Origin of the sequence: Labrys sp. WJW, assembly GCF_001676615.1 — a bacterium.
Classification (GTDB): Bacteria; Pseudomonadota; Alphaproteobacteria; order Rhizobiales; family Labraceae; genus Labrys; species Labrys sedimenti.
In genome coordinates this window covers 27,621-46,711 of record NZ_LYXZ01000026.1, presented here as the reverse complement: position 1 = coordinate 46,711, position 19,091 = coordinate 27,621, and the positions used below count along the sequence as shown (strand labels likewise).

At 58.2% G+C, this 19,091-nt stretch carries 15 protein-coding genes and 1 pseudogene; 10 read left to right on the top strand and 6 right to left on the bottom strand.

Features of this window, described 5'->3' with window-relative positions; all coding sequences use genetic code 11:
* The 4 genes from BA190_RS17310 to BA190_RS17295 form a co-directional block, all read left to right on the top strand.
* On the top strand, positions 1 to 3,166 hold a 3,166-nt coding region (locus tag BA190_RS17310; protein WP_156771556.1), incomplete at its 5' end, for an autotransporter outer membrane beta-barrel domain-containing protein.
* Between the two features lie 580 nt (positions 3,167 to 3,746).
* Positions 3,747 to 5,150, top strand: coding sequence for a collagen-like protein (locus BA190_RS36860; protein ID WP_068290071.1), 1,404 nt, complete (start codon positions 3,747 to 3,749; stop codon positions 5,148 to 5,150).
* A gap of 493 nt (positions 5,151 to 5,643) precedes the next feature.
* Complete coding sequence (locus BA190_RS17300) at positions 5,644 to 6,414, top strand: DUF6065 family protein (protein WP_068290069.1); 771 nt, start codon at positions 5,644 to 5,646, stop codon at positions 6,412 to 6,414.
* A 9-nt stretch (positions 6,415 to 6,423) separates the two neighbouring features.
* Positions 6,424 to 7,464 (top strand): DUF6065 family protein, encoded by a 1,041-nt coding sequence (locus BA190_RS17295; RefSeq protein WP_156771555.1) that lies wholly within the window; start codon positions 6,424 to 6,426, stop codon positions 7,462 to 7,464.
* Between the two features lie 123 nt (positions 7,465 to 7,587).
* On the opposite strand, the gene BA190_RS17290 is transcribed toward BA190_RS17295, so the two are convergent.
* Complete coding sequence (locus BA190_RS17290) at positions 7,588 to 8,355, bottom strand: L,D-transpeptidase (protein WP_305773777.1); 768 nt, start codon at positions 8,353 to 8,355, stop codon at positions 7,588 to 7,590.
* Positions 8,356 to 9,354: 999 nt separating this feature from the next.
* Here BA190_RS17290 and BA190_RS17285 point away from each other — a divergent pair.
* From BA190_RS17285 to BA190_RS35315, 6 genes and pseudogenes are all read left to right on the top strand, one after another.
* Positions 9,355 to 10,071: a response regulator transcription factor gene (locus tag BA190_RS17285; RefSeq protein WP_068290065.1), complete on the top strand. Its 717-nt coding sequence runs from the start codon at positions 9,355 to 9,357 to the stop codon at positions 10,069 to 10,071.
* Positions 10,072 to 10,339: 268 nt separating this feature from the next.
* A complete protein-coding gene (locus BA190_RS35325; RefSeq protein WP_082979814.1) occupies positions 10,340 to 10,894 on the top strand; it encodes an SLOG family protein in 555 nt (184 codons plus the stop codon).
* A 127-nt stretch (positions 10,895 to 11,021) separates the two neighbouring features.
* Positions 11,022 to 11,726: a response regulator transcription factor gene (locus BA190_RS35320; RefSeq protein ID WP_082979813.1), complete on the top strand. Its 705-nt coding sequence runs from the start codon at positions 11,022 to 11,024 to the stop codon at positions 11,724 to 11,726.
* Between the two features lie 96 nt (positions 11,727 to 11,822).
* Positions 11,823 to 12,440 (top strand): response regulator transcription factor, encoded by a 618-nt coding sequence (locus BA190_RS17280; RefSeq protein WP_156771554.1) that lies wholly within the window; start codon positions 11,823 to 11,825, stop codon positions 12,438 to 12,440.
* A 547-nt stretch (positions 12,441 to 12,987) separates the two neighbouring features.
* Complete coding sequence (locus BA190_RS17275; RefSeq protein ID WP_068290061.1) at positions 12,988 to 13,458, top strand: MucR family transcriptional regulator; 471 nt, start codon at positions 12,988 to 12,990, stop codon at positions 13,456 to 13,458.
* A 204-nt stretch (positions 13,459 to 13,662) separates the two neighbouring features.
* Positions 13,663 to 13,826, top strand: a pseudogene (locus BA190_RS35315) (transposase); the annotation flags it as partial.
* A gap of 13 nt (positions 13,827 to 13,839) precedes the next feature.
* Here BA190_RS35315 and BA190_RS17270 read toward each other — a convergent pair.
* Genes BA190_RS17270 through BA190_RS17250 form a run of 5 tightly spaced genes read right to left on the bottom strand, consistent with a single transcriptional unit; the run spans position 13,840 to position 19,022 of the window.
* The gene (locus BA190_RS17270; protein ID WP_068290059.1) at positions 13,840 to 14,655 is read right to left on the bottom strand and encodes an ATP-binding cassette domain-containing protein; all 816 of its coding nucleotides are present in this window, start codon (positions 14,653 to 14,655) and stop codon (positions 13,840 to 13,842) included.
* 3 nt (positions 14,656 to 14,658) lie between these two features.
* Positions 14,659 to 15,579: an ABC transporter ATP-binding protein gene (locus tag BA190_RS17265; RefSeq protein WP_068290057.1), complete on the bottom strand. Its 921-nt coding sequence runs from the start codon at positions 15,577 to 15,579 to the stop codon at positions 14,659 to 14,661.
* A gap of 23 nt (positions 15,580 to 15,602) precedes the next feature.
* Positions 15,603 to 16,478, bottom strand: coding sequence for an ABC transporter permease (locus BA190_RS17260; protein ID WP_082979812.1), 876 nt, complete (start codon positions 16,476 to 16,478; stop codon positions 15,603 to 15,605).
* The gene (locus tag BA190_RS17255) at positions 16,478 to 17,425 is read right to left on the bottom strand and encodes an ABC transporter permease (protein ID WP_068290055.1); all 948 of its coding nucleotides are present in this window, start codon (positions 17,423 to 17,425) and stop codon (positions 16,478 to 16,480) included. Before BA190_RS17255 ends, BA190_RS17260 begins: the two co-directional genes overlap by 1 nt.
* A gap of 16 nt (positions 17,426 to 17,441) precedes the next feature.
* Positions 17,442 to 19,022: an ABC transporter substrate-binding protein gene (locus BA190_RS17250; protein WP_068290053.1), complete on the bottom strand. Its 1,581-nt coding sequence runs from the start codon at positions 19,020 to 19,022 to the stop codon at positions 17,442 to 17,444.
* Positions 19,023 to 19,091 lie beyond the last annotated feature (69 nt).

The following is a 19,091-nucleotide window of genomic DNA, read 5'->3' as shown; positions in this document are numbered from 1 at the left end:
ACCCGCCGTGACGACTCAGCCGGGCTTCGGCATCAATGCTGGCGGCACGGCTATCACCATCATTGGCAGCGGCACCGGCGATGTCTCCTTCACCGACGCTAACCAGTCGGCGATCACGGGAGCCAGCAATGGCATTGTTATTTCCGGGGGCAATACCGGCACCATCAACGTTACCTCCGACGGCGTCATCACCTCGGGGGCCAATGATGGCATCATCGCCACCATGGGGGGCACTTCCACGGGTCTGACGATCGATGTCAATGAGGTTAACGCTGCCGATAACGGCATCAATTTGAATGGCAACAACGGCACCGGCGATATTTCGGTCACCGCCAACACGATCAACGCGGACACCGACCACGGCGGCATCGGCACCGGCATCGTCTTCGACAACGGTCCGAACACCCACAATTTCACCGTCAATGTCGGAACGATCACCGGCGGCGGCGGCGGCGGTATCTCTGGCTTCTCCAGCGGCGATGGTAATACCGATATCACAGTAGGCTCCATCACCACTACCGGTGGACATGGTGTGAACCTCACTGTCGACGCCAGTCCCGGTGCGGGGTACACCAAGGTCAATGTCGGCGACATCACGGCCAATGTTGGCAATGGTATCTTGGTTAACACGACGAATGCGAATACGACAGACCTTACCATCACAGCCAATAATGTAACCGCTGGTGCTAACGGCATACAGGCGCTTAATGGCGGCACGGGAAAATCTGCAATTACAACCCATGGCGATGTTGTCGCCAATGGGACCTACGGCATCTATAATGTGAACACCGCTGCGGCCACCGGCGATCTTACGGTCAATACGGATGCCGGTACGACGACGCACGGCACTAGCTTTGGCATCTATGCCGAAAACAACGGCACGGGTAATCTCGTCGTCACGTCTAACGGCAGCGCGACCACGAACGAATTTTTCACCGCGGGCAATGAATCTGGAATTCTGGCGGTCAACAATAATACGACTGGGAATTCCAGTATCCAGATCACCGCAGGTGATACGACCGGTGCTGGCTTTGGCATTCTTGCTACGAATAACAGCAACGGCGGAATACACATCGAGTCCAACGGCACCGCGAAGGCCGGCTTTGGTCTTGGCGGTTGGGCCGCTATCGAGGCCAATAATTTCGGCACCGGCGACGTCTATGTCAAAGCCAACAATGCATATGGCGACATGGGCGGTGTCAACGTCGTTAACGCCGATGCCGCAACCGGCAAAATTGACGTTATCGTGACCGGCAAGGCGACGACGATTGAAACCGAATTTCCCGGGCATGGTGGCGGCAATGCCGTCAACGTCATAGCCGGTGTCAATACAAAGGCCATCAACGTTGCGGTGAACAATGCCACAGGCAACAACGATGGCATCTATACCGAGCAGCATGGTACGGGCACGACGACGATCACCACGACCGGTGTTGTGGAAGGGAACACTCACGGTATCCATGCCCTTTCCGTCGATGCGGCGATCAACATCAACAACTCCGGCACCGTCCGCAACAGCTCTGGTCTCTCCACCAGCGGGGCGATTATTACCGAAGGTCCTGCACAGGCGGTGGTCACCAATACAGGCCATGTTACGGGCTTGATTGAGTTGACCGGTGACAGTGGCAATACGCTCAATAACTCCGGGACCTGGGACACCTCCGGAGGCACCAGCCGGTTCGGCGCGGCAACCGACAAGAACACCATCAACAACACCGGCACGATCATCGCTGCCAAGGATGGCACGGCCGTCGCCAACACGGTCTTGCACAATGCCGGCACCGTCAACAATGCCGGCCTGCTGACCATGGCTGACGAAGGCGCCGGCGACACCACCACCATCGAGGGCAATTATGTCGGCCAGGGCGGCACAGTCGAGCTCGACACGGAGCTGGGCGACGACTCTTCGAAGACCGACAAGCTGGTGATCACCGGCGATGCCACGGGCTCCACGAAGCTGACGGTCCACAATGTCGGCGGCCTGGGCGCGCAGACCACAGACGGCATCAAAGTGATTGAGGTGGGTGGTACCTCGGACGCGAATGCTTTCCGGCTCACTTCGGCCGTGGCGGCGGGCGCCTATGATTACGGCCTGTATATGGGCGGCGCGAGTGGTGCGAACGACTGGTTCCTGCGTTCGACGAATGAACTGAATTCCGAGGCGCAGACCACGGTGGTCTATGCCGGCGCGCTCTCCCACTTCGCTCAGGCGACGCTGGGTACGCTGCAGCAGCGCACCGGTGGCCGGATCTGGCCCAATGGCGGATCGCAGGTCGCGGCTGACCTGCCCTCGGACCAGGTGATGAAATATGCCCCCGGCGGACCGGTGATCTATGGGCAGGGCGCCTGGGGACGCGTCGGAGGCCTTTATGCCTCCTATGATCCGAAGAAGGGCGGTTCCTACACCCAGGGCATCGGCTTCCTGCAGGCCGGTTATGAAGGCACGGCCTATGAGACGTCGGAAGGCCAGGTGACGCTGGGCGCCTATGCCACGGTGGGCCGTTCCTGGGTCACGGTCGACACCACGCGGGACCCCGTCACCAAGGCGGTCCGCTCGAAGGGCAAGATCACCAGCAACGGCTACGGCGTGGGCGTCAATGCGACCTGGCTGGGCAATGATGGGCTCTATGCCGATGCGATCGGCCAGTTCACCTGGTACGACTCCAGTCTGTCCAGCAAGAACGGCAACAATCAGGGCTGGGCAAGCGCTCTGAGCCTCGAGGTCGGCAAGCGCTTCGACGTCGGATCGGGCTGGTCGGTGGTGCCGCAGGCGCAGTTGTCCTGGACCCATGTCGACTTCTCCTCCTTCACCGATACGTTGGGCAACCGGGTCTCCCCCGGCGACGGCGACAGCGTGCTCGGACGCCTGGGTGTGCGGGTCGAGAACCTGAGCAGCTGGAAGGGCGAGGATGGCGAGACCCGCCGCCTGCAGTTCTACGGCATCGCCAATCTGAGCTACGAGTTCATGGGCGACACCTCGGTCAAGATCGCCGGCGGCACCGTCGAGCAGCAGGACAAGCGCCTGTGGGGTGAAATCGGAACGGGCGCGACCTATGCCTGGAACGACAAGTCCAGTCTCTATGCCGAAGCAAGCTACGGCCACGCCCTCGCCTCGGGTGACAACTACAGCGCCAAGGGAACGGTGGGCTTCCGCTACAAGTGGTAAGTGGAAAGACCCATTATACCCAATAAAATTTCCGTCGTCGCCCTCAAGGCGGCGACGGAAAAGCGTAATTTGAGACGTAGTCTATCGATACCAAGCCGAATACGATCAAGACGGTCGAAGAAACTCTACTCTGCTCCCGCGTCCCTTCAGGATCTTGGATGTCCGTGGATCTGTGGTTTCGTGATGGCCCGCTATATTAGATGATATTTTTCGTCTCCAGTGGCAGTTGCGCGTGAGGAGCAATCCTTCAATTGGTGTTTCGAAAATCGCCTTACATTACGTAGGGTAATTTTATATTTTTTTTGATATATTTGTTATTTTTTAAGCAAATACTTCACCGACTCTTGAAATGACGACGATTTTGCGTTACTGATTCGCTGGTTTGGTGATCGTCGATGTTGGGGGAAGATTATGATTCTCAAACTTTCGGTGCATGACCTAGGCTAACCTCTGTTTAGAAAGGTCAATCATGGCCATACATGGAAAGTTTAGTCTAAGTTGTTCTGTCCTAGCCATTGCGTGCTTCTGGGCACCCGCCACGGGTTGGGCGCAATCTGCGACCAACGAGCAACTCTTCAAAATGATCGTGGACCTCCAGAATCGCCAGAAGGCGTTGGAAAGCCAGCTGAAGGTCGCGACGTCGGAGGCTTCCAAGGCGAAGGCCGAGTTGCGGCGGCTGGGGCGGAAGACGGCTCATGTGGCGCCGGCCGGAGCCGGGCGCGACTATGTCGAAATGGCCCCGGTCGCCACGCCCGTGGCCGGATCCGTGCAGGCACCGCCCGGCACCCAGGCTGTGGCCGCTGTCAACGGCAAGCTGGAACTGGGGGGCGGCAACAGCTTTGGCGGCTCGGGCTATGGCTATGCCGGCGGCTCGCTGGCGGTGCCGCTCGGGCAATCGTTCGGCGCGCAGGCCGACGTCATCGGGGGCGTCGCGAGCAATACCGGCTTCTATGGCGCGGCTGGCCATGTGTTCTGGCGCGATCCCACCATCGGTGCGATCGGCGGCTATGGCAGTTTCCTGTATGGCACCGGCTATTTCGCGTCGCGCCAGGGCAACTCGGTCTATGGCTACCAGAATGCCAAGGGCGGCCTCGAGGGCCAGCTCTATTGGGGTCCCTTCACGCTGCAGGGTGTGGCCGGTCTCGAATACGAGAACCTCAACAGCAAGCTGCGCTTCTTCGATGATGTGCGCGTCGCCTGGTACGCGACGGACAATCTCAAGCTGAATGTGGGCCATCGTTACACCGGTGGTCGCAACCAGGTCGTCGGCGGTGCCGAATATCTCGTGAACTTCAACACCAATACGGCCGCCTCCATCTTCGCGGATGTGGCCTATGGCAAGAAGGGCAGTGGTTTCGACAGCTCCTTCGGCAGCAAGAAGGGCAACGACCTGACCATCCAGGGCGGTCTGCGCTTCTTCCTGGGCACGGGCAGCAACACCAGCGTGCCGGCAGTCTCCTATGGCGGCGATGGTTTCGGCGAGAAGCGGGGCGGTGTCTTCACGGCGCCGGATGCGCCGACCGAACGTACCCTCAAGCAGCGGGATCGCGAGGATTATCTGCCGAGCTATATCGGCCGAGACGCCGCCGAGATGCCGAGGGGAACCAAGCGGCCGCCTCCGATCGTGGTCGTCGGCCCGCCGGGCGCACCGGGTACGCCTGGGAAAGACGGACTTCCGGGCACGCCTGGACAGAACGGTACGCCTGGAACAGATGGCACGCCCGGAACAGATGGCGCGCCTGGTCAGCCCGGCACTCCGGGTGATGTCGGGAGTCCTGGCCCTATTGGCGCTCCTGGTCCAGCTGGACCGGATGGCGCGCCCGGTGCTCCCGGCCCCGAGGGTCCGACTGGCCCAGCTGGCCCAGCTGGCCCATCTGGGGCAGATGGAGCTCCTGGCCCAGCTGGAGCACCTGGCACAGACGGTACCCCCGGAAAGGATGGGTTGCCTGGCCCAGCTGGCCCACCCGGTCCTCCGGGCCCATAAGACGGGCTGATTCAAGAAGATCGATCAGTATCAATGATCGGGTGGCTCGCAAAAGAGCCGCCCATGACCGGACGGGGCTTCGGGAAAGCAGGCGCTATTCCCGAGGCCTTTCGAAGGGCGGAACGGTACAAGATCGCACAAATTCCGAACAGGTGTTCGGGAGGTCCCGCTGGTTTAGAGGCGAGTCGGTGGCACTGTGCGGCTTTCTCCTTTCGGACCCCCTTACGCGCAGCGGCGGTGTTGAAGTTGCCGGGCGGCCACTGAGATTGATGCGCATGACCGGATGTGCTTTAGACGCGAGATCTTGAACTGGCTGGGAGATCGATCGTCGCGAGCCACTTGTCCGGCGTAAAGGCATTGCTTCTCGTTCAATGATGTCCGGAATGCGCGGGTAGCATAATTGTTGGCACTCAAAGGGTAATGAGGCCCGCTCCAATTCTCGATCCGATCCGTAATTTCGGGCGAGACGACATATTCAATCGGAATCTTCACCATGCAGGCGCCGAAGCTCGAAGGCTTTTCCATCCATCCCAATCCTGCGCGACTGGTCGCCGCCGGCAGCGAGCGCGAGTGGATGGATCGGACGAGCGATCACTATGCCTATCGCTGCACGCCTTTGGCCATCGCCAATGCGACAGGCTGGGAACTGCTGAATCCATCGGGCTTCTCGGCGACTTGGACCGGTGGAAATGGCCGTAACGACATCATTCTACGCCCCCACGTCGCCGGCGAGAAATTGCATCAGACTGGTTTCTTCTTCGGCCACGGCATCATCAGTTTTCACCCCGGCTATCTCTTCCGCACCGATCCGGGGTGGGTCGTCTGGGTTCGTGGCTCGCCGAATCGTTTCAAGGACGGCATCCACCCGCTCGATGGGGTGGTGGAGACGAATTGGCTGCCCTTCACCTTCACCATGAATTGGCGCTTCACGCGGCCCTGCACGGTGCATTTCGAGAAGGACGAGCCCTTCTGCTTCCTGACCCTGATGCCCAGCGTGACGATCGAAGATGTCCAGCCGGTCATCCGCCCGCTTGAGGAAGAGCCCGGTTTGCATAGGGAATATCTCATGTGGGCCAGCGAACGCAGCAAATTCAGCGCGGCCAAGGACGCCGGAGATCCTCTCGCGGGCGACCAGAAGTGGCAGAAGAACTATTTGACCGGCAAGTCACCGTCGGGAAAAAGCGTCGCCGACGCCGATCATCGCGTCAAGCGGGGGCTCAACCAGCCCGTCTTCGGCTGCCCCGTGAACCATGGCCCGAAGTGAGAGCGCCGCATGAGTGATCTGGCGATCAGTGCACCGCAACTGCAGTGCTTTTCCGTGATATCAAATCCGCCTCGTCTCGTGCCAGGTACCGCCGAGCGCGATTGGATGGATTTTACCAACCAGCGTTTTGCCTATCGCTGCACGCCCTTGACCATGGCCAACACCACCGGATGGGAGCTTTTGAATCCAACCGGCTTCTGGGCAACCTGGACGGGGCTTAACGGCAAGGACGAGGTGATCCTGCGTCCGGACGATCCTCGGGCCTCCATGCACCACGTGTCCCTCGGTTTCGGCCATGGCATCATCACATTTCACCCGGGCTATCTTTTCCGAACGGCGCCGGGATGGATGACGTGGGCGCGCGGTGCGCCCAATCGCCTCAAGCACGGCATCCAGGCGCTCGACGGTTTGGTGGAAACCAGCTGGGTGCCCTTCACCTTCACGATGAACTGGAAGTTCACCGAGCCGGGCACGGTCTATTTCGCCAAGGACGAGCCGTTCTGCTTTATTACGCTGGTGCCGAGCCTGCCGATCGAGAGCGTTCAGCCGGTCACTCGCCCGCTCGCGGACGAGCCCCAGCTGGAGAGGGAATACAACATCTGGCTCAGCGAGCGCACCAAGTTCAATATCGGCCTTGCCCAGGGGGATCCGATCACCCTGGAGCAGAAATGGCAGAAGAACTATCTCGTCGGCAAGTCCCCCAGCGGGCGGACGGTCGCCGACGAGGATCACCGCACCAAGCGCAGTCTCAAGCCGCCGGTTCATGCCGACAAGCTCGAAGGGGGCGATATCGCGAAGATGCCCGCCCAGGTGATGCCGGCGTTCGAGAGCGAGAAACCGGTGCCGGCTATCGTCATGCGCCAGGCCTTTCCAAGTTTCCAGTCCGTCTTCGGCATGCCTCCGCACGAGCCAACGCAACTGCCAAAGAGTGCCGAGCCTTCGCATGCTCCATCGCAAAAGCCGGCGAAGTCGCCGCGCAGCAAGAAGGCTCCTTCCGGGAGTGGTTCCCAAACGGGCAGGACTGGGAAGACGTCCAAACCTAAGAAGTAAACTTGCAAAACTTGAAAGAGGAACGTTCCGCACAATCCGCCGGCGTTCATTCAAAGGCGATTGCCGCCACCTGAGATGCGGCAATCAAATGTCCAAGCGGAAATATAACTCTGCTTATGCCACTCAATACACCATGACACGCGTTCCATTGGGAACGCGGCTGGCAAGATCGATGATGTCGGCATTGCTCATGCGAATGCATCCCGAAGAAACCGGCATGCCGATACTGAAGGGATCATTGGTGCCGTGGATGCGATAAAGAGTGTCCGCTCCATTCGCGTAGAGATAGAGCGCCCGGGCTCCAAGCGGATTTTCGGGGCCACCAACGGTTTTCGTCATGCGAGGATCCCTGCCGCGCATTTCACTTGGCGGATTCCAATCCGGCCATTCGGCCTGATGATTGACATAGACCGCGCCCCTCCAGGCAAATCCGTTACGTCCGGTCGACACGACATAACGAATTGCCTTGCCGTCCGGCAGAGTGAAATATAGCAGGTGCCTCTGTGCATCGACGACGATCGTGCCCGGAGGGGCCTTGGTGGGACTGTCAACAACCGTTCGTGCATAGGCCGGGTTGGTTCTTGCATTGGGCAGCAATGCCAGGAAACGAGCATCACGTTGCGACAACCCACTTGCTACCAACGGACCGGACGCCGTTTGCGACGTTGTTGCCGCCATATTGGAAGCGCAGCTCACCAATACAGCGCCAGCAGCCACCGAAGCGAGAAGACGCATCAAAGAAACCATCATATTTTCTCGCTTCCGAAATAGCTTCGATTCTCTTGTTGAATCGGCCGTAGGGTATCCAAAAAAATATTCTATATGACCTCGAAAGTAAAGCCGTAGAATCGAAATTGTTATTGAGAATTGATTCCAGATCGCTTCTGCCATGCGATAGTTGGGGCGTCTCCTGTGCCAGTTGCTATCGTGTTCCGGTTCTCGAGCTCTCATCACTACATGGGCGCTCCCAGCTTCACTGTTTAGCGCAAAAATAAATCAACGCCACGACTGCAGTGAGTGGCTCAAGATCATCGCTGAGTTTTCTCAGCCACCATGGAGGCGATTTGAAAGAGCGCCCCAGGCGAATCTCTATTGATCAAATGCACGTCGGGATTGTGTAATTAAGATACATCATATGACAGAATGTGTCATTTAGTGCGATTGTGAAGATTTTTTTGAGAATATAATCTCCAATATCCCTCTAAAGGCTAAAAAAATACGTTTTTTTGGAAAAAATCCATGAATAAAAATCCTAGTTTATCTCCAAAATTTAACTGTATGTTTGGAGTAACTGATACATATCGCAAATCTATTTCAGAGTTTTGTGCATATTTTTCTGTTTCATGCTCAGAATTGCGTCAGTTATTGCTGCCGCCGCAGCGTATTCGGTTGGTAGTTTAGTGGCTGCTTTACGTGTGAGGTTTGGCGTGGCCGTGATTAAGCGGCAATTGCGCCCGAGAGGGCGGTAACTGCTCCTCTTGGAAACACGAATTCCGAGTTTCTTGTCCAAATAGTGGCGGTGATTTTATGTCGGTGAACAGTACTTGCTTGGACTTTTGCTTACGCATCGGCGTCATTAACCGAAGCACCAAGATCATTGGGCCCGGAATGGATGCGATTTCTTTCAGTAAACTTACATTTGAACGAAGCAAAAGTGCTTCGGACGAAGAATATTGTAGGTGGCGTGGTTAATAGACAGGAATCTCAAAGTAATATGGAATATTTTTAGATTCAAATCGGAAGGAGTAGACGCCAATATTTTAAAGTAAAAATACAATAAATATTAATTCTAATGAATGGCGAAAATGCATTTATTTTTCTTCTTTCCTGGCGATTTGAAAACGGCCTTTTGACGGGGAATTACGAAGTTGCCGCATAGAAGGGACATTGATGTCCGCTGGAGACGCTAAGCAGGGCGATGTCGCGATTGCTCCTCTCGTTTATCTTGTTGATGACGACGAGGGTTTTCGCGAAGAGATGGTGTTGGGCCTATCCAAACTGGGCTTGAACATACGTGGGTTTGGCAGCGCTGCCGCCCTGTACCGAGCCTATGCCGCCACGCCCCCCGAGATCGTTATCCTCGACATTGGCCTGCAAGATGAAGACGGCCTGTCGATAGCGGCCCATTTGCGGACATCGCAATCGGTTGGAATCATCATAGCCACGGCCAGGGGGTCTATCGACGACCGGATCGTCGGTCTTGAGAAAGGCGCTGATGTCTACCTGGTGAAGCCTATCGATGTTCGGGAAATGGCCGCCACCGTGGTGGCACTCCACAATCGTCTCATCAGGCATCGCAAGGTGCCTGCTCCTCCTCAGGCTCCACGGTGGGCCCTGGTGGAAGGGGGGTGGACACTTACTGACGGTCTGGGGCACCGCCTGCGCCTGACCGTCTCCGAGCAACGCCTTTTGGGATGCCTGTTCAGGGAGCGCGGCAACACTGTCGAGAGGAGCACGCTGGTCGAAGCCATGGGCGCTGACGTCTACGACTTCAACTATGCCCACCTTGACACCATCGTAAGCCGCCTGCGCCGGAGGGCCAGGAAGTCCAACATGCTCCTACCCCTGCATGCCATTCGCGGCCTGGGCTTTACCTTCACCGAGTAGAAGGTGCGTGCCTATCTCTCTGGGAATAAACGGTTTTTACAAAGCCAAGGCGGATATCGATGCGATATGAAATATACATCGATGGCAACAAGTGACAGGATTCGACAGTTACTGAGATTGTATAGAATAACAAGAGAAAATATGGTCTGATATATATTCGATATAAGGGTCTCAGTAATCGCAATTAATGTAATGAGCTCCATCGTAAAGGTGGGGCAATATCGGTGGCTCCAAACTCCACATTGGGGCCCGATAGTTGCATTGCGAGATGTCACCGGTGTTGGCACCAAAAAGGGGCGACCTCTTTGCAAATAGTTCCGCGCCAGGCAGACGTAGCAAAGAGTCAATGCGCGAGTGCAGATGCGGGCAGGCGCTTGTGGGTGACATGCCGCCTATGACCAAGATATCGGCCATAGCTATGGAACATGGTGATGCAAGGAGATCTTTGTATCATATAAATGGTTCTGGCATACAAAATATAGTAATTTGTGGAAGCTTTAGGTTTTCAGACGAAAAATCTATATTTAAAAATCTCGATGAAATAAAATACAAGTATGGAGCGTTCCGCATAATACGCGCCGCAGAAGACCGTATTGGAAAAATAGTGAATAAATGGGCGCGCGAAAACGACATTGAAATGATCGCGGAGCGCGCGTCCTGGTTTAGATACGGTACGGCAGCAAAGGTTCTGCGAGATGAGCATATTCTCAACTACTATTCTCCAGTATTAGTGGTTTGTTTTGTCACTTTGAAGGAATATCCGAATTTATATGGCAAGGCAAAAAGAGATGGAATAGACATTCTTGAATTCTGTACGTCGTAGTTTTATATAATTCTTATATTTTATATTTATATATCGGTGTCAGATTAAGTCTATTCTGACGCATAGTTGATTTATATTAAGGCGGGACAGGTTTGGTAAAGAGTGGCTAATCCAAAGGGGCGTGGGGATGTCTACCGTCGATACGATCGTTCTAGTGTGTCCATTGGCGCTTTGGCGTGACTGCGTCGGTCGGGTTCTTGCCGCTGAGTTTTCTAACGTTCCAATCTTGGCATTCTCGGATCTGCGCGAGTGGTACGCCGTTAGTGATTGGCACGGGCAGTCTCCATTGCTAGTTATATTTGAAATAGGTCAAAGTGTAACTCTTGATGATCTCCGTGTAATAATTTCACGAAAGCCAAATATTGGCATTGCAATTATTTCCGACAATAGTAATCCATCTCGAATTATTGAAGCAATAAATATAGGAGTCAGGGCATATATTCCCAATGATCAAAGTATTGAAATCGCCCTGAAAGCGATACAATTGGTCATTGTTGGAGGTAGTTTTTTGCCTATCTCGTCACTTCGGCAAGATGTCCCAGTGCATAAGCCCGTGATGATTACTTCAAAAGCCAAATACAAGTTTAATATTTCTCGAAGACAATTTGAGATCATAGCGGGTGTAAGTCGTGGTAAATCCAACGCAGATATAGCTCAAGATTTAAATATAAAAGAAGCTACAATCAAAGTTCATATTCGTAACATTATGAAGAAGATGGGTGTTAATACAAGAACAGCCATTGCATATAAGTCGAAAGAAATGCTTCAGTCACCATTTTTCCCCAAAATATCGGATAGTCGTAACGATATGCTGGAGCGCCGAAAATATTAAATGGCGGATGATAAGAAGTGCGAGGGCTGGTGAATTTTCGTGAATATTAGGAAATTTGGATCAGAACTTATTGCCATTGGTCGACAAGAATCTAATTTGGCAGACATCTCGGCCATTGTTGCTGAATGTTGTCGCGATTTTAATGTCAGTGCTTATGAAACGATTTCCGCATGGAGGCGGACGGAGCCTCGTTCCGCGAAGCCGATTGTTCTGCTCTATGTCGCTGGGCAGCAGCGACAATATCAACTGATGGCTGACATTAGGACGATACGAAGCGTGGTCGCTGACGCTTGGGTCATCGTTCTTTCCGGCATTGTCTCGGCGAGAGTGGTCGTCCGCGCTTTGGAGGAAGGCGCGCGCGGATATATTCCGGCGGACACAAGTCTTGCCGTGGCGTTGGCGGCAATTCACCTCGTTCGGGCTGGAGGCATCTTCGTGCCAGCCGATAGTTTCAAATGTTTGCCGGGGCAAAGCCGCTCGCATGGGTCTGCGGTAGAGCCCAAGGGGGTACCTCAATTTACTAAAAGGCAATTGGCGGTGTTGAGATGCTTGCAACAAGGCGAGCCAAACAAGATCATTGCCGATAGGCTGCGCATAAAAGAAAACACGGTGAAGGTGCACGTTTACAACATCATGCAGAAACTCAAAGCACGAAGTCGTACAGAAACTGTCTATTTCACAAGGCACATGTTCGATGAGACGCAATATACATAGACTATGAATTGAACTGAATTCCTGCGCTCAAGGACTTTGCTCGGGACAACGGTTGCATGCACTTGCGGACAAAAGACGGGCGAAGTCTATTGCAGCTGATAACCTCGAAACCACGTGTTGAGTTCAAGCAGCGAACGGACCTGTTCACCAGGCGCGGTATCGGCATCGACCGCAAGCAATGGCGTGGCGTCGCACCACTTTCTGCCACACCGTGGAGTTCACCGAATGACAGGCGCGTCGTGGGCCGTGGCCCCTGGCGAATGGGCGCGGACAGGGTGTCCCACCTTAAGCAGATAGTTCCGGGCCTGAGAACCGTGAATGTAAGTTGAATATTCTCCGCTGGCTCCCGGCTGTTCTGATTTACACATAAGTACAGGAGATCGAGGAAATTTGTGGAACACGAAAATGGTGTTGCTTGTGACCGCTTAAGTTAAGCTTTGCATAAAACTGGAAAATTTCCAAGAAGCCGGGTCGACACAACAATACTGTATAAATAGTGAGAAATGTCATTCACTTCGGCGTCGACATAGAAAGAAGGTGAATAAACATGCTCGAGGAAGACACAGATCTGCTGCATCTGACCGTCGACATCGTTTCGGCTTACGTCGCCAACAATCAGATCGACACCACTTTTGTGGCCGAGCTGATCCTTGCAGTCCATGGCAGCCTTGCCAGCCTGAATGATCCCAAACCGGCCGAGGCGGACACTCTGCTAAGGCCCGCCGTTCCGATCAAGAAATCCATTACGCCCGATTACGTGGTCTGTCTGGAGGACGGCCTCAGATTCAAATCTCTGGCCCGGCATTTGCGGGCCGCCTATGATCTGACGCCCGCGCAATATCGGGAAAGGTGGGGGTTGCCCGGGGATTATCCCATGGTCGCGCCGAATTATTCGGCCGAGCGGTCTCGCCTCGCAAGGGAACTTGGTCTCGGCAAACAACGTCGCAAGGGTAAAGCCAAGAGCGAACCACCACCTCCTCCCGCTTCAAACCAGGGCAGAAGGAAAAAGGTGACATAGGCGCCTTGGCGAATGCCAGGCCGTTCGATCTTCGAATGCCGACTGATCGAGATCAGGGCTTTCCAACCTATTCGCAGGTTTCTGGTGTGGAGGCAAACCGTTGCGTGCAAGTCATTGTACGCCGCCGCAGCCAACTCTACCGACGTTGCCCCTTGGACCTAATCGGGTTTGAAGTTCGCTCCGGCCTGCCACGAGAACCAGAGCATGAAGCGCATTCGCTTTTCGGAGGAACGGATCATCGCGATCTTGAAGGAGCACAAGGCCGGCGATTCGGTCGTGGATCTGTGCCGCAAGCGGGGGGCAGCGGCATCAGCATTTGCAAATGGAAAGCGAAATCCGGTGGGATGGAAGTGCCCGAGGCCAAGCGACAGCCGCTTCGATCTAGGGCTCGGCCGCTGGAACGCGGGACAAGGACAGGTTTGCCTCCAGCAGGCGACGGGTGGCCGGCGCCTTGGTTTGCCTGGTGATAGTGTGGGACGGCAGGTTTTCCACCAGGCGTCCCTTGTCGAGCACCAGGATGCGGTCGCAGAAGGATTGCACCACCGCCAGATTGTGGCTGATGAACAGATAGGTCAGGCCGAGCTGCTGCCTCAGTTCGAGCAGCAGCGCCAGGATCTGCGCCTGCACGGAGACATCGAGGGCGGAGGTCGGCTCGTCGAGGATCAGGCATTCGGCCTCGACGCCGAGCGAGCGGGCGATGTTGATGCGCTGGCGCTGCCCGCCGGAGAATTCGTGCGGATAGCGCTCCGCGGCATCCGCGTCCAGGCCGACCAGGCGGAGGAGCTCGGCCGTCCGCTCGTGCGCCTTCTCCCGACTACCGGCGACGCCCAGACGCAGCATGGGCGTCGCGATCTGGGTCCCCACGCGCCGACGCGGGTTGAGGGCCGAGGAGGCATCCTGCAGCACGAGCTGGAGACGGCGGCGCAGGGGCCGGCGTGCCTGGTGGGAGAGTCCGTCGATCCTGGCGCCGTCGAGCAGGATCTCGCCGCTATCAGGTTCGTCGAGCCCGGTCAGCAGGCGTCCGATCGTGGACTTGCCCGAACCGGAGGCGCCGATGATGCCGACGATCTCGCCGCGTTCGATCGTGAAATCGACACCCTCGACGGCGACGACCTCGTGCCGCGGGCCGAACAGGCCGGTGCGCACGCCATAGCGGCGTGTGAGGCCGCGGACCTGGAGGAGGGGAGATGCTGCCATCGTTTATCGTCCTGCTGAACGGGCAAGGATGGCCGGCCGATCCTGTTCGCTGATCACGCCGGGCGCGGGGCGGGGCAGGGGGTGGTTGAGGCGCGGCACCGCATCGATCAGCGTTGCCGTGTAGGGATGCCGAGGTGCTGCCAGCACGCGCGCGGTGGGCCCGGTCTCGACGATGCGTCCGTGCTGCATGACGGCGATGCGATCGCTCAGGAACGACACCACGCCGAAATCATGGGTGATCAGCAGGATGGCGGTGCCGTAGCTGTCACGGATGCGGGCCAGCAAGGCCAGGATCTGCCTTTGGGTGGCTGTGTCGAGCGCCGTCGTCGGCTCGTCGGCGATGATGAGCTTGGGGCGGCTGTTGATCGCCATGGCGATCAGCACGCGCTGACGCATGCCGCCGCTCAGTCTGTGCGGATAGGAGGCCATGACGCGTTCGGCCGCCTCGATGCCGACTTCACCGAGCCAGCGCACGGCTTCGCGGCGGGCCGCGCCGCGCCTCACGCCATTGCGGAAGGCGATCATGTCGGCAAGCTGGTGGCCGATGGTGGACGTCGGGTTCAGGGAGGTCAGGGAGCTCTGTACGATGAAGGCGATGTCCTGGCGCAGGATGCGTTGGCGGTCGCGTGCGCTGGCGCCGAGCAGGTCCCGGCCCTGGAACAGGATGCGCCCCTGGGTAATCCTAGCGGCGGGGCGCGGCAACAGGCCGACGACGGAAGCTGCCGTCATGGTCTTTCCCGAGCCGGACTCGCCGACGAGGGCGAGAATCTCGCCGGCCCGGAGGTCGAGGTCGACGCCCTTGACGGCCTGGATCGCGCGGCGGGGTGTGGTGATGGTGACGTGCAGGTCGGCGAGTTGCAAAAGCTCCGAAGAGCCGGGTGGTGCTTGAACCTTGTCGTGCGCAATGGGGGCAACGATCGGCATGGCCGCTCCTTCAGCAAGTTCGACTACGCATGATGATGAGGGTCCAGCCAGTTCCGCAGGCCGCTGCCGAGCCAGTTGAAAGCCAGCGAAACGACGATGATCGCGATACCGGGGGCGATCACCACATGCGGTGCGCCTTCGGCGAACACGCCGACGCCATCCACGGTCATCCGGCCCCAATCGGCCAAGGGCGGCTGGATGCCGAGGCCGAGGAAGCTGAAGCCCGAGGAAAAGCCGATCATCGGTCCGATCAGCGTGGTGGCATAGATGATGGCGGGCGAGAGCACGTTGGGCAGGAGCTCGCCGAACAGGATGGCCGACCGGCCGGCGCCGAGCAGACGCGCCGCATCCAGATATTCGCGCCCGGTTTCCGCCAGCACCGCGAAATAGACCACGCGCGTCATGTAGGGAACCAGCGACAGCCCGATAGTGGCGATGATCGTGATGAGGCCTGGGCCGAGCATGGCTGCGATGGCGATCGCGAACAGGATCATCGGAAAGGCGAAGAGCACGTCGATGCCGCGCATGATCACCGCGCCCAGAGGTTTGCGGGCGAAGCCGGCGGCGAGGCCAAGGCCGAGGCTGACGATGAAGGCGATCGCAACGGGAACGATGCTGGCGATCAGGGACAGGCGCGCGCCCCAGATCAGGCGGGAGAGGATGTCGCGCCCCTGGCCGTCGAGCCCGAGCCAATGGCCCGGCGTGCCGGGCGGTTCGAGCCGAAGGGCGCCCTCGCCGATGTCGGGATCATAGGGCGCGAGCAGGGGCGCCAGCGCCGCGAGGCCGACCACCGCGACAATGATCACAAGGCCGATGACGCCGCGATCGATCCGCCACCGGCGCGCCGGGGTTTCGGCTGCCGATGCACCCAGGGAGTTTGAATCCTGGAAGGATGACATCAGGCCCTCGCTCGCGGATTGAGCCAGAGCAGCGCCAGATCGACGACCAGGTTGATCAGGATGAAGGTCGTGGCGATCATCAGGACGCCGGTCTGGATGACAGGGATGTCGTGCGCCGTGATGGCATTGTAGAGTTGGGCGCTGAGGCCGGGCCAGGCGAACGCCGTCTCCACGAAGATGACGCCGCCGAACAGCGTGCCGAATTGCAGCCCGCCAATGCTGACGATCGGCGCCAGGATGTTGCGGGCGATCTGGGTGAACAAGAGCCTCGACGTCGACATGCCGGCCGAGGCGAACATCCTGGCATAGTCGGCATTGAGCGCGTCGATCACGCTGGCGCGCGTCAGGCGCATGATGATGGCGATGGCGAGCACGGCGGCGGAGAAGGCCGGCAGCACCAGATGGGCGAGAAGATCGGCCAGGGAATGGGAGCCCCTGAGATTGTACATGCCCGATGAGGGCAGCCAACGCAGTTGCTTGGAAACCAGCCAGATCAGCATGATGCCGAGCCAGAACACCGGCGTCGCTGCCAGGCCCTCGCTGATCGCGGCCGCCAGCCGGTCGAACCAGCCCCCGGCCCGCAGGCCGGAGAGCACGCCGAGCAGGACGCCGAAGGCCAAGGCGATCACCAGGCTGGCCAGGGCCAGGATGAAGGTGTTGACATAAGCGGGGACGAGAATGTCGAGCACCGGCACATGCATGGTGATGGAGGTGCCGAAATGGCCGCCCAACAAGCCCCACAGCCAGGCGCCATACTGGACGAGGAAGGGTCTGTCGAGGCCGAGATCGCGGCGGATCTGGTCGGCAGTCTCGCCCGAGGCGTCGCGGCCGAGCATGATCGCCACCGGGTCTCCCGGACTGAGATAGACCACCAGGAAGACCAGGAAGGTGACCAGCACCAGGATGGCGAGCGAGGCGACGGTGCGGCGTGCGACCAGGGCGATCATGCCAGCATCCCCCGGCCTACTGCTTTTCCTTCAGCCAGACATGGCTGAGATCGTACCAATCCTGGGCGGGGGTGGCGAAGCCGACGACATTCTTGCCCGCGGCATAATGGGTGCGCTCGTAATAGATCGGCAGCTTGCCGACATCGGCGGCCAGGATACGGTTGGCCTCGCGCCATTTATCCCTGATGTCCTCGGCCTTGACGGCGGTGATCGCCTCATGGACGGCCTTGTCGAACGCCGGATTGCTGTAGTTACCCGTATTGCCGCTGCTCTGGCTATGAGCGACGATGTAGAGCCAATAGGGCGTGAGAAAGCCCCATTCCATCGAGGTCAGCGCAACCTCGGGGCCGTTCTTCTTGTTGCGGGCCAGGAAGCTGTTCCAGTCATAGGAGCGGATCTCCAGCTTGATGCCCGCTTTGGCCGCATCACGCTGGATCCATTCGGCCACCGGTTCGCCGCCGGCATAGATCTCCAGAAGGCCGCTGACGCCGCCGGGGTGGCCGGCTTCTGCCAGCAACTGCTTGGCCTTCTCGACATCATAGGGATAGTCGCGGAAGGATGGGTCGAAGGCATCGCTCCCCGGGTTCAAGATGCCATAGGCGGGGCCGGCCGTATCCTTGAGCAGGTCGCGCGCCAGCGCGGCCCGGTCGATCGACAAAGCGAGCGCCTGGCGCACGCGCGGATCCTTGAAGGTCTCGTTGGCGGTATTGAAAGTGTAATAATAGACGGACGGCAGGTCGACATTGTCGACGCTGAAGCCCTCCGCCTTCAGCTTGGCCACGCTGTCGCGCGGAGGCCAGGAGATGATGTCGACCTCGCCGGTTTCCAGCGCGGCGACGCGGGCATTGCCGTCGATGATCGGCCGGAAGATGATGCGGTCGAGAAAGGGCTTGTCGCCCCAATAGCCGTCGAAGCGCTCGATCTCGACTTTCTGGCCGCGGATGCGCTCGACGAAGCGATAGGGGCCGGTGCCGACGGGATGTTCGGCATAGCCGTCATTGCCGTATTTGCGGATGGCCGTGGGGCTGGCGATGCCGCCCGAACCGCCGCTGCCCTGGGCGAGCATCCGCAGGAAGGGACTGAAAGGCTCGGCGAAGGTGAGGACGAGCGTGTGGTCGTCGGGCGTGTCGATCCGGCTGAGCGAGGAATAGGTATAGGCGAGGTTGGCGGCGCTGATCTTGTCGTAGAATTCGAATTTCGGATCCCAGCCGCGGCGGATGTTGAAGGCCACGGCCTCGGCATTGAAATCGGTGCCGTCCTGGAACTTGACCCCGTGGCGCAAATGGAAGGTGTAGATCCGCCCATCCGGCGAGATTTCCCAGGATTCGGCGAGCGCCGGCTTGAGCGGCGGCACCTTCACCTCCGCGCCCGATTTCGACAGGTCCTCGGTCACCAGCGCTTCGTGGATGTGGCGGGCGATGCGGAAGGTTTCCCAGCCGCCTTCCCGGCCGGGATCCAGATTGGTGATCTCGGCATTCTGCGCGACGATCAGCGTGCCGCCATATTTGTCGGCGTCGTCGGCAAGGGCTGCGCCGTGGACAAGGGTGAACAGGGCGCCGGCAAGGCTCAGCCTGAGGCCCAGGGAAACGAACCGCATCGTAATCTTCCATTCATTCCAGCAGGAGGGGCGGGCGCACCAAAGGGCGGTGCGCCGAGGCAGGCGGAA

Excerpts from the sequence above, each read along its gene's own strand:
- BA190_RS17260 (WP_082979812.1), bottom strand. The coding sequence starts at position 16,478 with ATGTCATCCTTCCAGGATTCAAACTCCCTGGGTGCATCGGCAGCCGAA.
- BA190_RS17295 (WP_156771555.1), top strand. The coding sequence starts at position 6,424 with ATGAGTGATCTGGCGATCAGTGCACCGCAACTGCAGTGCTTTTCCGTG.
- BA190_RS35325 (WP_082979814.1), top strand. The coding sequence starts at position 10,340 with ATGTCACCGGTGTTGGCACCAAAAAGGGGCGACCTCTTTGCAAATAGT.
- BA190_RS17290 (WP_305773777.1), bottom strand. The coding sequence starts at position 8,355 with ATGGCAGAAGCGATCTGGAATCAATTCTCAATAACAATTTCGATTCTA.
- BA190_RS17265 (WP_068290057.1), bottom strand. The coding sequence starts at position 15,579 with ATGCCGATCGTTGCCCCCATTGCGCACGACAAGGTTCAAGCACCACCC.
- BA190_RS17255 (WP_068290055.1), bottom strand. The coding sequence starts at position 17,425 with ATGATCGCCCTGGTCGCACGCCGCACCGTCGCCTCGCTCGCCATCCTG.
- BA190_RS17285 (WP_068290065.1), top strand. The coding sequence starts at position 9,355 with ATGTCCGCTGGAGACGCTAAGCAGGGCGATGTCGCGATTGCTCCTCTC.
- BA190_RS17270 (WP_068290059.1), bottom strand. The coding sequence starts at position 14,655 with ATGGCAGCATCTCCCCTCCTCCAGGTCCGCGGCCTCACACGCCGCTAT.
- BA190_RS35320 (WP_082979813.1), top strand. The coding sequence starts at position 11,022 with ATGTCTACCGTCGATACGATCGTTCTAGTGTGTCCATTGGCGCTTTGG.
- BA190_RS17300 (WP_068290069.1), top strand. The coding sequence starts at position 5,644 with ATGCAGGCGCCGAAGCTCGAAGGCTTTTCCATCCATCCCAATCCTGCG.
- BA190_RS36860 (WP_068290071.1), top strand. The coding sequence starts at position 3,747 with ATGATCGTGGACCTCCAGAATCGCCAGAAGGCGTTGGAAAGCCAGCTG.
- BA190_RS17250 (WP_068290053.1), bottom strand. The coding sequence starts at position 19,022 with ATGCGGTTCGTTTCCCTGGGCCTCAGGCTGAGCCTTGCCGGCGCCCTG.
- BA190_RS17275 (WP_068290061.1), top strand. The coding sequence starts at position 12,988 with ATGCTCGAGGAAGACACAGATCTGCTGCATCTGACCGTCGACATCGTT.